Origin of the sequence: Pseudomonas sp. P7758 (assembly GCF_013386485.1) — a bacterium.
GTDB lineage: Bacteria > Pseudomonadota > Gammaproteobacteria > Pseudomonadales > Pseudomonadaceae > Aquipseudomonas.
The window spans coordinates 1-13,648 of the sequence record NZ_JACARS010000034.1 but is presented as its reverse complement, the minus strand read 5'-3'; the positions used below and the strand labels follow the sequence as shown (position 1 = coordinate 13,648).

13 protein-coding genes are annotated in these 13,648 nt (G+C 62.8%); 1 reads left to right on the top strand and 12 read right to left on the bottom strand.

Annotated elements, in window-relative coordinates; genetic code table 11:
- Nucleotides 1-6: 6 nt before the first annotated feature.
- The 12 genes from pnuC to HX873_RS08750 form a co-directional block, all read right to left on the bottom strand.
- Entirely contained in the window at nt 7-588 is a 582-nt protein-coding gene (pnuC, locus tag HX873_RS08805; RefSeq protein WP_008433153.1) for a nicotinamide riboside transporter PnuC, read from the bottom strand.
- 15 nt (nt 589-603) lie between these two features.
- Nucleotides 604-1,440: a 5'-nucleotidase, lipoprotein e(P4) family gene (locus HX873_RS08800; RefSeq protein ID WP_003208300.1), complete on the bottom strand. Its 837-nt coding sequence runs from the start codon at nt 1,438-1,440 to the stop codon at nt 604-606.
- 12 nt (nt 1,441-1,452) lie between these two features.
- Nucleotides 1,453-3,600 carry a TonB-dependent siderophore receptor gene (locus HX873_RS08795; protein ID WP_177122588.1) on the bottom strand — a complete coding sequence of 716 codons (2,148 nt, stop codon included), beginning with the start codon at nt 3,598-3,600 and terminating at the stop codon, nt 1,453-1,455.
- Between the two features lie 126 nt (nt 3,601-3,726).
- Entirely contained in the window at nt 3,727-4,599 is an 873-nt protein-coding gene (locus HX873_RS08790; protein ID WP_177122587.1) for a sulfurtransferase, read from the bottom strand.
- On the bottom strand, nt 4,596-5,714 hold the full coding sequence (locus HX873_RS08785; RefSeq protein WP_177054083.1) for a phosphotransferase: 1,119 nt from the start codon (nt 5,712-5,714) through the stop codon (nt 4,596-4,598). Before HX873_RS08785 ends, HX873_RS08790 begins: the two co-directional genes overlap by 4 nt.
- Nucleotides 5,711-6,631, bottom strand: coding sequence for an ABC transporter substrate-binding protein (locus HX873_RS08780; protein WP_102369481.1), 921 nt, complete (start codon nt 6,629-6,631; stop codon nt 5,711-5,713). The genes HX873_RS08785 and HX873_RS08780 overlap by 4 nt, the downstream gene beginning before the upstream one ends.
- Nucleotides 6,632-6,778: 147 nt before the next feature.
- Nucleotides 6,779-7,171, bottom strand: a complete 393-nt coding sequence (locus tag HX873_RS08775) for a Rid family hydrolase (protein WP_003208292.1) — start codon at nt 7,169-7,171, stop codon at nt 6,779-6,781.
- 8 nt (nt 7,172-7,179) lie between these two features.
- Nucleotides 7,180-8,529: an MFS transporter gene (locus tag HX873_RS08770; protein WP_008433139.1), complete on the bottom strand. Its 1,350-nt coding sequence runs from the start codon at nt 8,527-8,529 to the stop codon at nt 7,180-7,182.
- 91 nt (nt 8,530-8,620) lie between these two features.
- Nucleotides 8,621-9,334 carry an SDR family NAD(P)-dependent oxidoreductase gene (locus HX873_RS08765; protein ID WP_177045346.1) on the bottom strand — a complete coding sequence of 238 codons (714 nt, stop codon included), beginning with the start codon at nt 9,332-9,334 and terminating at the stop codon, nt 8,621-8,623.
- Nucleotides 9,335-9,347: 13 nt separating this feature from the next.
- Nucleotides 9,348-10,631 (bottom strand): NAD(P)/FAD-dependent oxidoreductase, encoded by a 1,284-nt coding sequence (locus tag HX873_RS08760; RefSeq protein WP_177122586.1) that lies wholly within the window; start codon nt 10,629-10,631, stop codon nt 9,348-9,350.
- Between the two features lie 111 nt (nt 10,632-10,742).
- Nucleotides 10,743-11,669 (bottom strand): LysR family transcriptional regulator, encoded by a 927-nt coding sequence (locus tag HX873_RS08755; protein ID WP_003208286.1) that lies wholly within the window; start codon nt 11,667-11,669, stop codon nt 10,743-10,745.
- Between the two features lie 59 nt (nt 11,670-11,728).
- On the bottom strand, nt 11,729-12,934 hold the full coding sequence (locus tag HX873_RS08750; RefSeq protein WP_177122585.1) for a DUF1835 domain-containing protein: 1,206 nt from the start codon (nt 12,932-12,934) through the stop codon (nt 11,729-11,731).
- Nucleotides 12,935-13,127: 193 nt separating this feature from the next.
- Between HX873_RS08750 and HX873_RS08745 the strand changes: the two genes are divergently transcribed.
- A complete protein-coding gene (locus HX873_RS08745) occupies nt 13,128-13,592 on the top strand; it encodes a metallophosphoesterase family protein (protein WP_134326963.1) in 465 nt (154 codons plus the stop codon).
- Nucleotides 13,593-13,648 lie beyond the last annotated feature (56 nt).

Below are 13,648 nucleotides of genomic sequence, written 5' to 3'. Positions count from 1 at the left end.
TCGTGTTCAAGCAACTGAAAGTTGCTGTTCCTGTTGGCGCAGGTCACGCTGCCACGACACCAACCCATACGCCGCCAGCACCACAAACCCGGCATACAGCGCAGCGGTCAGTTGCAGGTCCTTGTACACAAACAGGCCCACGTAGACCGTATCCAGCACGATCCACAGCCACCAGCTCACCACATACTTGCGCGCCGCCCACAGGCTGGCCACCAGGCTGAAAGCGGTGAGCAGCGAGTCGAGCCACGGCAGTGCGGCATCGGTGAAGTGGTGCATGGCGGCGCCCAGCAGCAGCGCGCCGATCACCCCGGCGAGCAGGTGCCGCCATGCTTCCTGGACCGGCAGCCGTTCCACCCGCACCTTGCCCGCGTCGATGCGCCCGGTGCTCCAGCGCCACCAGCCGTAGCCCTGCAACACAGCGAAGACCAGTTGCAGGAGCATGTCGGAATACAGCTTCACGTCGAAGAAGATCCAGCCGTACAGCAACACCGCGACCACGCTGACCGGCCAGCACCAGCGCACCCGTCGGGCGGTGAGCCACACCCCGGCAATATTGAAGATCACAGCGACTATTTCCAGCGGCGTCATACGGTCCCCTCAGGGTCAGTTTTGCAGGTGCAGCGCCTGTTGCTTGAGCTGGCGCTTGCGTTCAAAGGGCAGTTTTTCCTGGTCGCCATACGGCGCGCTGTACCAGTTGCCGTAAGTCGGGTTGGGCAGCACGAACCAGCGCTGGCCGAGCCAGCCCAGGTAGGGTTCGGCGGCCTTGCGCTGGGCGTCCAGGGTGTTGTGTTCGGCCTGCACGAAATCCCCCAGGGAATCACCCGCCAGGATCAGCACGCGGGCGTGTTGGGCGACCCATTGGCGTCGGCAGTTCTTGCCGTAGCCGGCGTGTTCGCAGCCGCCAATGGGCGTGCCGGCAGCCAGTACCTGCTGCTCGCTGTCCACCGGAAAGCCCCGCAGGCGCAGGTTGTTGACGGTGGCCTGGACCTGGCTTTGCTCGCGGTTGGTGATGTAGTACACCGTGATGCCTTTGTGTTTGGCGGCCTGCAGGAACGTCACGGCGCCCGGCAGCGCCTGGGCCTTGGCCTGGTCGACCCAGGTGTTCCAGCGGTCGTAGGAGTAGACCTGGTTGTTGACGACGTCCCGGGCATTCAGCGGGATGTTGTCGAGCACGGTCTCGTCGATGTCGACGATCACCGCTGGCGGCAGCCCGGCCAGATTGCGCGGTGGCAAGGGCAGGGCGTCCCAGTCCGGGGTCTTGAGGGCCACGTCCAGTTGGCGAGTGGCGTTGGCGAACACCTGGCGGTAGATCAGCTCGTGCTCGATGGAGGTCTGGGTCCACAGCACCGCATCCAGCTGGTCGTTGGCGGGCGGTTGCTGCTGGCAGCCGACGAGGGCGGTGGAGAGCAGGCACACACTGGCAAAAATCAGATTACGCATGAACAGTCAGCCTCAAAAATTGACGGTGGCGGATAACCGCGCGGTGCGTGGCGCGCCCAGGAACAGGTAGCCATCGCCCGCCGATTCACCCACATCGCGCCAGTAGCGTTTGTCGAACAGGTTGTCGACGGTCAGGCGCAGCACAGTATCGTAATCACCGACTTTGGTGCTGTAGCGTCCGCCGACATCGAACACCGCATAGTCGTCGACCTTCACGCTGGCCTCGCGGTTCGCGTACTTGCTGCCGCTGTATTGCACGCCGCCGAGCAGGGCCAGGCCCTTGATCCCGGGAATGCTGTAGTCGCCGTGCAGGCTGGCGCGCAGCTTGGGTACGTTGATCGCCTGGTGGCCGTCGTAGTCGTCGGTGCCGCTGCCGCTCACCCGGGCGCGAATCGCCGCCACGCTGGCCGACACTTGCAGGTTATCGGTCACTCGGCCGTTGGCAGAGAGTTCCAGACCCACGTTCTTCTGCTTGCCTTGCTGCACAAAGGTGAGGGTGCCGTCATCGTTGGGCCGGTTGTATTGCAGGTCCTGGGTGATCTGGAACAGTGCGGCGGTCAGGCTCAGGCGCTGGAAGTCACGCTTGATCCCCACTTCCAGCTGGCGCGAGGTGGTCGGCGGCAATACCTCATCGGCGTTGCTGCTGAACCATGCCGCGGTGCCGCCCAGGGACAGGCCCTTGCTGTAGCTGGCGTACAGGGTGGTGTCCGGGCGCGGCTTGTAGATCAGCGCCACCTGGGGCAGGAATACGCTGCGCTGGGTATGGCGGGTGGTGTCGCCGGCCTGGTCGTAGGTTTCTTCGTCGAGGCGCACCTGGCGCCCGCCGAGAATGGTTTGCCACTGCTCGTTGAAGCTGATGCGGTCGCTGGCGAACAGCCCGTATTGGCGGCTGTCCAGGCGCCGGTAGGTATGGCCCAGCGGCCCCTCGTAGGGGTCAAGCACCGGCGGCTTTTCGTAGATATTGCCCTCGCCGATGTATTCGTTGACTGATTCACGCCGGTCCACCAGGCGGCGGAAGGCAGTGGTGCCGAAGGTCAGGTCATGCTTGAGAAAACCGGTGTCGAACTGGCCGTTGAGGGCGGCCTGGGCTTCTTCGTTGCTGCGGGTGTCGTCGGGGCTGCGGTAGTCCGAGATGTCGTAGTCACCCTCGGCGCTGAAGTGGTTGGGCACTGCGGTGTTGGCGCAACTGGCGGCGCCGTAGCAACCCCAGGCGAAGGTGCTGTAGTCGTCGATCACCACGCGGCTGCGGGAGGCGCTGAAGCTGGCTTTCCAGGCCTCGTTGAAGCGGTATTCGAACAGGCCGTCGAGGTTCAGCGACTTGATGCCCACCGGGTTCGACCAGCTCTGGTAGCCCAGCAGATCCCGTGGCGACACGTTGTGGGGCACGGTGGTGCCGCCGAGCAATTGGTATCCGGGCACCGAGCGTTGCTCGCGGTTCTGGTATTCGGCGTTCAGTTGCAGCAGGGCGTTGGGGCTGATGTTCCAGTCGAGGGCCAGGGAGGCAAAATCCCGCTGGCCGTCGGCGTGGTCGACGTAGGAACGGATGTCTTCGTGGGCCAGGTTGACCCGCACCCCCACCTGCTGCTCGGCACCGAGCCAGCCGCCGACGTCGGTGGCCAGGTAGCGCTCGCCGTGTTCGTTGGTGGAGACAGTCACCGAGCGCACGTTCTCCGGGCGCTTGCTTACGTAGTTGATCAAGCCGCCGGGTTCGGACACGCCGCTTTGCAGCCCGGACAAGCCCTTGAGCACTTCCACTTGCTGCTTGTTTTCCAGTGCGACGTTCTGTTCGCCGGTGATGGTGCGACCGTTGATCTTGTAGCTGCTGGCCGGGTTCAACGAGAAACCGCGCACCACGAAATTCTCGTAGTAACCCACCGGCGCATAGCTGTCGCCGACCGAGGCGTCGTTCTTCAATACTTCACTGAGCAGGCGGGCTTGCTGGTCTTTGAGGCGAGCCTCGGTGATCACCGCCACCGAGGCCGGGGTGTCCAGCAGCGTGGCGTTATCGAAGCCGGCGACAGCGGCCTTTTTCGCTTGGTATTCGGTGGCCTGTTCACCGACTACGGTGACGGTGTCCAGAGTCGCGTCCTGGGCGTGGGCGGCCGTGGCGGCGAGGGTGATGCTCAGGGCGAGCAGGGTGTGACGGTACGGTGTTGCCATAAAAGGAGCGCTCCAAGGGCCTGCCCGCTGGCGCCTCGCGCTTTATTGGGCGCAAAGGGGCCCAGCGCTGCGCAACGGACGGGTTGCCAGTACGAAATTAAAAAGCCGGGGTCGCCGCAAAAGGCGTCAGGCCGGAGCTGCTCCGGTAGTCATTGGTAAGCGTGCGTCGGCGGCCCATTCCTGCAGCGAGCCGTCGTAGAGTGCGAGGTCCTGGCGACCCAGCAGGGTCAGGGCCAGGGCGTTGGCCGCCGCGGAAATTCCGCCGCCGCAGTACAGAATCAATGGACCGTCGCCGTGCAGCAGCGTGGGTCCGATAGCCACGGCCAGGGCGTCCTTGGGCAGGTAGCGACCCTGTGCATCAAACAGCGTGCGTGCCGGCAGGTTGTGGCTGCCGGGAATGTGCCCGCGCCGGGCGTAGCGGGTGGCTGCGGTGCCGTCGAACAAGGCGCTGCCCAACGCGCAGACGAGTACGCCGGGTGCTTGTCCTGCGGCCACCGCCTCAACGCCTGCGCGGTCGATCCACAGTGGTGCGTATGTGCTGATCGGCCAGGGTTCGACGACGGGTGTGTTTGCAGGCTGCCCGCTGTGCTGCGGTAACCCCGCCCGTTGCCAGGCGTTGAAACCACCGTCCAGCACGCCGGCGTGAATGCCCAGCCCGCGCAGCATCCACCACAGGCGTGCGGCCCAGAAACCGTCGGCGCGATCGTAGATCACCACGTTGCTGCCGACGCCTGTACCCAGATTCGCCAGTGCCTGAATCAGGGCTTGTGGTGTTGGCAGGGCGAAGCTGTAGCTCGCTTGAACGTCGGCCAGATCGGTCAGCAAGTCGGCATGCCGTGCGCCGGGGATATGTGCGTGCAGCCAACCGGCATGACCGCTGGCGACCCGGTAATCACCGTCAAAACGCGGGGACGGCAGGACGACGGTGGCGTCCAGTATCACCAGCCCGGGCTCCCCGAGGTGAGCATGCAGCCAATCGGTATCGACCAGGATACTCATACGGATTTTCGCCGCAGGTGGTTGAGCAATCGTTGCCCCTGGGCACCGGCAAACCACTGCAGATGGCCCAGCAGGTAGGCGTGATAGGCCACGTCGGCACTGCGGGTGGAACCCACTACGCCTTGGTAGTACGCGATTTCGGACAGGGCAAAATCCACATGCACCAACGGCAGCAGGGCGCTCAGGGTGTGCAGGTCCTGGGCGCTCAATGGCCGGCCCCGGTGATAGCCGGTGAGCAATGCGTCGACGCTGTCGAGGTCCGCTGCTGCCAGGCCACCGCTGTCCAGGTCCAGCCAGGGCACGGCGTTGCGTTCGATGGCGGTCGCCAGGTCGTAGAGGGCGAAGGTGCGGTCGGCGAGGCCGAAGTCCAGCACGCTGGCGACGTTGCCGTCTGCATGCCACAGCAGGTTCGAGGCGTGCCAGTCGTTATGGGTCCAGAGCGCCGGTTGTTGGTGCAGCAAGGGTTGCAGGGGCGCGTGCCAGGGCAACAGCAGCTCGGTCAGCCGTGTGTGCCAATCCTTGTCGGCAAGGTACTCGGTCAGCGCCGGGGTATTGGCGATCGCGGCCAGTGGCGCGGGTTGTTCGATCACCCGGGCATTGGCCAGCAGCACTTCTGTTTGACGGCGGGGTGCGCTGTAGTGCTCGGCTGCGATGTGCAATCGAGCCAGCGCCACACCCGCCGCCTGCGCATGTTGAGTGCTTTGGAAGGGCGACCACGACAGCGCATCGCGGTACAGGTCAAGGCCCTCGGCGACATGGTGAATCTCGTAGGTCCATTCACCTTGCGTCGTGGCCGTTGCACCGTGGCGGTTCGGCACCACTGCGGCAACCGGTGCGCCGTGGCGATGCAGGTGGGCGATCAGGCGGTGTTCTTCTTCCAGCCATGCGGCTTGGCGCACGTGTCGGTGATGCCGTTTGACGAACAGGGTGGCGCTGCCGGTATTGATCAGCCCGGCAGCGGAGAACGGTCGCGGGCTGTGCCAATGCAAACTGCGCAGTTGACCCAGTTGCGGGTACTCGTGCAGCAACTGTTGGATATCTGCTTCGTGCAGCGCTGGCCAGTCGGCAGCTACCGGATCAAGCCCCAGGCCATGGGCGGTGCGTTGTGGATTCATGCCGTCGCCCCGGGCAGATAGGCGTTGCTGGTTGCCCCTTGCCACACCTGCGGATTGTCGAGCACCGCGTGCTCGTGCAGCCACTCGGCATAAGGTTTCAGCAGCGCCTGGCGTTGCTCGCCCCAACGACCGTCATGCAGCCAGGTCGGAGCGATTTTGTGCAGGGATGCGCTGAGCAATTCCGCCGGGAAATACGGTGTAGTGTGCTCATAGGCCGCCAGCGCGATGGCTGGCTCTTCGGCCACGGCGAGATAGCCACGGGCAGTGGCCGCGAGGAAATCACGCACCAACCCGGGCTGCTCGGCGAGGGTTTGTTCGTGGGCGCCCAACAGGTAGCTGTGATACGCCGGTGCGCCAATCTGATCCACCGGCAACACCACCCGGCGTTCTGCTTCGATGGGGCTGTGCATCAACGCTTCCCAGGCCCAGTAGCCGCCGAAACTGGCATCGGCGATGCCTTCGGCCAACTGTTCGGGCCGCAACTCACGTACACCGCTGTCCACCAGGATCACGCCATCAGGGTCGCCACCGTCGTTGCTCACCAGGTGACGCACCATCGCCAAACCCCGTGGCGTGGGGTTGAGCGCCAGGCGCTTGCCCACCAGGTCTCGTGGGCGGCGGATACCGGAGTCGGTCAGGGTTTGAATCGACTCAAGGCCCGCATGATTGATCGCCGCGATGCCTTGCAGGGCTTGCCCCTGGCCGCGCCGGACCAGCAGGCGGTTGCTGGGGAAAATGCCGAAGTCCGCCGCGCCGGTCAGCAGGTGCTCAAGGGTGTCGCCACGGTAGGGGTCGTGCACCACCAACTCCACATCCAGGCCCAGCTCGGCGTACCAGCCGCGTTCCCGCGCCAGGTACAAACCCGCCGAATTCGGCCAGGGATGAAAGTACTCCAGCATTACCTTTACCGACACCATCGCTTGCTTCTCCAGCCTGCAGTCTTTTGATGGGGGCGATTTATAAGGGAGCAATCTGGTATATACCAATATCGTTTATTGCTATGGATATAACCGGGACCAAAAAAAACCGCGGCCCAAGCCGCGGTTTTTTACTCATCGCCTGAGTCAATCGGCAACGATGGCGTACGTTTCGATTTCGACTTTCTGCCAGGGGCGCAGCATCGAATCCACCTGAATCAGGCTGCTGGCCGGGCGAATGGCGTCGAACACCTCGCTGTGTGCCTTGGCGACGGAGGCGGCATCGTTGATATCCCGCAGGTAGACCACGGTGCGCACTACGTCTTCAGGGCCCATGCCCGCCTCGGCCAACACCTTGTTGACGGTGACGAGAATGGCCTGGGCCTGTTCGTAAGCATTGCTGTGTTCGTAATCGGGTGAGGCGCAGGTGCCGGAGATGTGCAGGTGGTTGCCCACGCGAACGGCGCGGGAATAACCGAACACGTTTTCGTACTGACCGCCCGAGGAAATAGTTTGCCGCGCTGTGGTTTTACTGGTCATGGTGGTTCTCATGTTGGGAGGGGTTTACCGGTGGAGTCCTTTACGAACAGGATCGAAATCAGGCCGACCACGGCACCGCCGATCAGGTACCAGGCGGGAATCATCTGGTTGCCGGTGATCGATATCAGCCAGGTATTGATCAGCGGGGCCGTGCCTCCGAACAGCGAGACCGCGACGTTGTAGCTCAAGGCGAGGGCGCTGTAGCGCACGCGGGCCTTGAAGAGCGAAGTCATGGTGGCCGGCATCGCTCCTTCAAAAAACAACTGGGCGAGGGTCAGGATCAGCAGGGCGGCCAGCAGCAACCCGACACTCTGGGTATGCAGCAGCATGAAGCAGGGGAACGCCATGACGATCAGCAGCACGCAGCCGGTAATGATCATCCGGTTCCGGCCCAGTCGGTCGGCCAGCAAGCCTGAAACCGGGATCAACACCAGCATGAACAGCGTCGCGGCCATCCCCAGGTTCCTGGCGAACGTATTGCTGTACCCGAGTACGTTTTCCAGATAACCCGGGATGTACCCGAGGATGATGTAGTAGGTCACGTTGAACACGGTGACCAGGCCCATGCATTGCAGGATTTTCGGCCATTCGTTGACCAGTAAGCTGAACAGGCTGGGTTCGGCGCCCGTCGCCTTTCGCAGTTTTTCGTTGGCCTGGATTTCCTTGAACACTGGTGTTTCTTCCAGGCCAAGGCGCAAGTAGAGGGCGATCAGGCCGAGCAGGCCGCCAATCGCAAAGGGCACGCGCCAGCCCCAGTCCTGCATGGCTTGTTCGCCCAGGCCCAGGGTAAACAGGCTGACCACTGCACCGCCCAGCAGGAACCCGGAGATATTGCCGAATTCCAGCCAACTGGTGAAAAAGCTGCGTCGCTCGTCCGGCGAATGCTCGGCGATGAACGTGCAGGAGCCGCCGTACTCGCCACCCGCCGACAGGCCCTGGAGCAGACGCATGAGAATCAACAGGACGGGCGCAAACAGGCCGATGCTCGCGTAACTCGGGATCAAGGCAATGGCGAAGGTTGCGACGGCCATCAGCGTGATGCTCAGCGACAGCGCCGTGCGCCGGCCAAACTTGTCGCCAATGGGACCGAACACCAGGCTGCCCAGTGGCCGAATCAGGAAGCCCGCCGCGAAGGTGGCGTAGATCGCCATCAACTGGGTGGTCGGGTTGTCGTTGTGGAAGAACGTCTTGCCGATGATGCCGGCGAGAGAGGAGTAGAGCGCAAAGTCGAACCATTCGACCATATTGCCCAGTGTCACGCCGACGACCGCTTTGGTCAGCCGTTTGCGTGAGGGTTCAGCCGATGCACGGTCGGCGGGAAACCCTTGATGAATCGAGGAAGCGTGAACTTCGCCCATGATATTGCCCTCTGGAATAATTGTAGTGAGGCAGCAGTCAATAGGGAGTGGCAGGCCCACGTCTGATGCGCGGGGCCTGCGGAGGCTGGGGTCATCGCATATACACGCCCCCGGCGATGCACAATGATTCGCCTGTTATGTAGGAGGGTTTGGCGCTCAGTTGCCAGACCCAGTCGGCGATTTCTTCGACCCGCGCGGCGCGTTTCAAGGGGATCGATTCGATGGCGGCCTCGATGCGCCCGCCGGCACGGGTGCCTTCGGTGTCCACCCAGCCCGGGGCCAGTGCGTTGACCACAATATTGTCGCCGGCCAGTTCGATGGCCAGGGAGCGGGTCATCGACACCACAGCAGCCTTGGAGGCGCTGTAGAGCAACTGGTTTTTCGACACGGTGAACGCATCCACCGAGGCGAAGAACACGATAGCGCCTCCGCCGGCGGCTTTCAGGTGACGGGTGCCGATACGTGCGATGTTCAGTGAGCCCAGCACGTTGATGTCGAATATCTTGCGGTACAGCGCTTCGCTGAAGCTATCCAGGGATGACGTGGGAAAGACCCCCGCCGCATTCACTACGGCTCGCAGCGGTGCCTTGCCGTCCAGGGCGGCATCGAGGGTACGGGCCAGTGTGGCCTCCTGGGTGATGTCGCCGACCACTGGCGAAAACAAGGGGCTTGCCGGCTGTGTGCTGGGTGTTACGTCCACAGCGACGACGTGCCAGCCTTCAGCCTGAAAGCGCTGTGCGACGGCCTGGCCCATGCCCGAGGACGTCCCGGTGACGATAACGCTGGAGTGCGGTGCAGTGTTCATAAGGGCTATCCGATCAGGCGTATTGAGGAAGAGGGGTGCCGGGTTGCAGAGCCAGTTCCAGCACATCCAGTTGGCGCTGGGTGTCCTGGTAGTTGCTCAGCCATTCGCGCTTGACGATATCGATGCGTGAGTCGGCCGGCTGCAACTGGGCAAACTTCGCCGCCAGGCCTTGCATGCCACGCTCGCGCAGGGTGAGAAAGCGCATCACTAGCCGGGTCTGCTCGCAATACACCGGCCATTGCGGGCCACGTGGGGCGCCCAGGCCGATGTAGAACAGGCCTTCCAGGTTGGTCGGCAAGGTCATCGCGGCGGTACGCAGCGGAACACCGTCACGCCATTGCAGCAGGCGTTCATCGAGGAACGGCAGGCGCGTGTTGAAACCGGTAGCCCAGACGATGGTGTCGTAATCGACCTGGCTGCCATCGGCGAACGTGACAGTCTTGCCCTGGATGTTCTCGATACCCGGTGCGACCTTGATTCGGCCGTGCTGGATCCAGTACAGCAGCAAGGTGTTGACCACCGGCGGTTGCGCATCCAGGTCGTAGGTATCCGGTGCCGGTAGCCCGGGGTAATTCTTGTGGGTGCCGACGCTGGCCATGATCAGCATGTTCATGAGCATGTTCTGCTGTTCTGGCGGCAATTGCCCCAGCAGCGGCAGCTCGCCCCGGGGCAGGCCGAACAGGGTCTTGGGCTGGAACAGCTGGCCGCGTCGGATCGCAATGGTGGTGTCCAGGCGAGCCTGGGCGGCATCCACTGCGAGGTCGCATCCGGAGTTGCCAAACCCCACCACCAGCACCTTGCCTTGCACCTGCTGCACGTTGCGGTATTCGCCGGAGTGAATCGACACGCCGGTGAACCCCTTGCTTACTTGCGGGATCTTGCAATCCCACAGGTGACCGTTGGCCACCAGCACGCCGCTGTAGTGTTTGTGGGTGCCGTCTGCCAGGGTCACCTGCCAGCCCGCTTCGCCGTTCTCGTCCAGGGGCTTCAGGCTGCGCACTTCGGTGTTGAAGGTGATCTTTTCGCGCAGGCCGAAGGTGTCGGTGTAGGCGTTCATGTACGCCTTGACCTGATCGCGGCTCGGGTACACCGGATAGTCAGCGGGCATCGGGAACCCGTCAAAGAAGGAACTGCTCTTGGGGGTGATCAGGTGCAAGGCATCGTAGTCGCTGTTCCAGTGACCGCCGATGTTCGCGGACTTTTCGAAGCAGTCCACCTCGAAACCGGCATCGGTCATGGTCTTCAGCGCCGCCAGCCCTGCGGCCCCGGCACCAATGATGCAGTAGTGATTGGACATGCTGGCTCCCCATTCAAGCGCCTGTTGTGGCGTCGGTGGCTGGAGTATCCCGCTCGGCAAGAGGTGGATGAATGGGCTAAGTCATGTGTTTCCTATAGGTGATCCCTATGGCTAGAGCGTCTCCAGGTGCGCATACAGGTTCTGGATGCGGCTCAAGTGGCTGCGCATCAGGTTGATCAGCACCCGGGTGGGCGGCGAAATAGGCGTGTCGTGGCGATGGATAAAGCCGAATACCTCGAAGATCGCCGGGCTGATCGGCACCCAGCCCAAGCGATCATTGAAGCCCAGCTGATGCAGGATCGGGCGCGTGGCAATCACATCGCCGAGCCCGCGCGCAGCCAGCTCGAAGCCGGTGATCTGGTGCTCCACTTCGATGATCGGGTCCAGCACCTCGCCGCCCTTGGACGCCAATTGCCCCAACAACCGGCGAATCGGGTCGGCGGTGCGCCAGCGCGCCTCGGTGAGAATCAACGGTGCCACCGCCAGGTCGCTGATGGTTTTCGGGCCCTTGAGTCGCTCCGGGTCGGCACTGATATAGCCGACCTGGGCCGACCAGACCGGCTCGCTGACGGTCAGGTTCTGCTGCTTGATCGGCAGCATCACCAGCCCCGCTTCAATTTCGCCCTGGCTCACCAGCTCGGCGATTTCCGAGGAGTTATAGCCGACGATCTTGATCCGCATATCCGGGTGCTGGGTGCGGAACTGCTCGATCAGGTCCGTGAGGAAATAGTGGTGGGCGGTGCCGAAGGTGCCAAAACTGGCCACGCCACCGGACAGTTCACGCACAGCCTGCACCGCTTCATAGCCCTGGCGTGCTGACGTCACCATGCCTTGTGCAAATGGCTGCAGGCGGCGTCCGGCTTCGGTGAGCATCAGTCGGCGATTGGTGCGGATGAACACGTGGGTACCCAGGTGCTCCTCCAGCCGCAGGATCTGCTCGGACAATGAGGGTTGGGAAATATGCAGGCTTTCCGCCGCCTTGGAGAACGTACCGTGCTCGATGGCGGCGAGAAAGTAGTTGAGCTGTTGTAAGGTCATCGCGCTGAACCGTTACCTGTTTGGCTCAACATGACACAGATCAAAGCTGTCGCGAAGAATCAATCACGCCACACGGGCATGCCATGTTCGTCAATTGTCCAGTGCGGGTGGCGCGGTCGCAGGCAGACGCCACCTACCCAGCGTTCTTCCGTTGCATGATCCGGCCAGTAGGCTGCGCCGTTCAGAACCTGGCGACCCAGCGCAGTCAGCGCCAACACCCGCTGCGGCCATTGCAATTGGGCCCCGGACTCGATCAACAGGGGATTCTCGCCATCGATCAACGGCCGCATCAGCGCATGAAACATCATGTCTCCCAGGTACGGCAGCGGTTCACGCTTGCCCATCAGCTCGGCGAACACCCGGCCAAACGGCACCGGCCCGGCCTCATCCACGTAGTGCAGGGACAGGCGCTCGGTCAGTGACAAACCGTCCCGCACACCCGGTAACTCCTGCAACTGCCGACGCAACGCCGGGGCCAGCAAGGGCAGGGCTGTATGGTTGCTCTGGGCCAGTTCCGCCAGCTTGACCGGCGAACTGTCGCAGTACGCCAGCCAGGCCTGCCGCGCCAGCTTCAGCATGTCCTCATCGACCCGCCGACGCTGCGGCCACAGCCACGCCAATACTTCAGGCGCCAGTTGGCCGATGCCGATAAAACGCTGCACGCCGGGGATACGATCGACTTCGATCAACTCCAGTTTTTCAGGCAGATGCTCAAGCCCAGCCAGCGCGCGAATTAGGAACAACTGATCGTACGTATCCGCCTCACACCACAACACGCTGTGGCCGGCGCTGCCCAGTTGTTCAAGATGGTGATATTCGTCCGCATGCCGGCGCGCCACTTCGGCCTCATCCATGGCAAACACCTGGCTGATATAGCGGCTGCGAACGGCCTGGTATTGCTCGGCAGGCAGGTCCTGCACCGGGCCCATGCACAATGGGTCAATCAGCATCCGGAAGCGGCCCTTGAACCCCGCCACGCCCAGGCTGTGGGCGATATCATTGCCGCAGCGCCAGTGGGTGGTGCGGGCTTCATCGCTGGCGTCGAAACCTGGATGGCGGGCGGCAAAATCCACCGCATCGACGTGGGCCTTGAGCTTGGGCCAGCTGGGAAAACCGAGTTCCTTGGCGATCGACCATTGGGCATCGGATAAGGTGGGCGTCGTGGCGGCATCGGCGCTTTTCAGGCGCTGCAAAAGTTCCTTGGCGCGCTTGCGCTGCTGCTCAAGGTTGATACGGCCGTTAGTGGACGAGAATGATTGCGACATACGATCTCCTTGTACAAACCTTGTCCGCTTTAAGGTTGGGAGTCGTAGAAATGTGATATTCAGTCAAGGTCTTGGGCGCAGCCCTTTCCGCGGATGGTGGCGTAGATGGCGCCAGGCGGGAAATATAGGCAGTGCAATGATTGATTGCAAGCCACCCGGTGGATCGCGCCGGGGTTTTGCACAGGAGACGTTCATGAAAGTTGGTGTGATTTCCGATACCCACGGCTTGCTCCGTGCCGAGGCCCTGGCGGCCCTGGAAGGGTGCGAGCAGATTGTTCACGCCGGGGACATCGGTAGCCCGGAGATCCTTGAGTTGCTGGCCTCGATTGCGCCATTGCATGTGGTGCGCGGCAATAATGACCTCGATGCCGCGTGGGCAGAGCATTTGGCTGACCGGCTGGATTTTGACTTGAACGGCTGGCGGGCGTTGCTGGTGCATGACGTTGCCGATGTGCCGAAGGAGCTTGATCCGGGCATCCGGCTGGTGATCACTGGCCACTCTCACAAACCATTGATCGAGTGGCACGGCGAGCGGCTGTTTCTCAACCCTGGCAGTGCAGGGCGGCGACGTTTCAAGTTGCCGGTGACCCTGGCGTTGCTTGAGGTGCGCGAGAAATCCATCAAGCCGCGCCTGGTGTCGCTGGAGCCCAAGCGCTGAAGAACGCTGAGGCGAGGGGGCTTGCTGTGGCGAGGGAGCTTGCTGTGGTGAGGGAG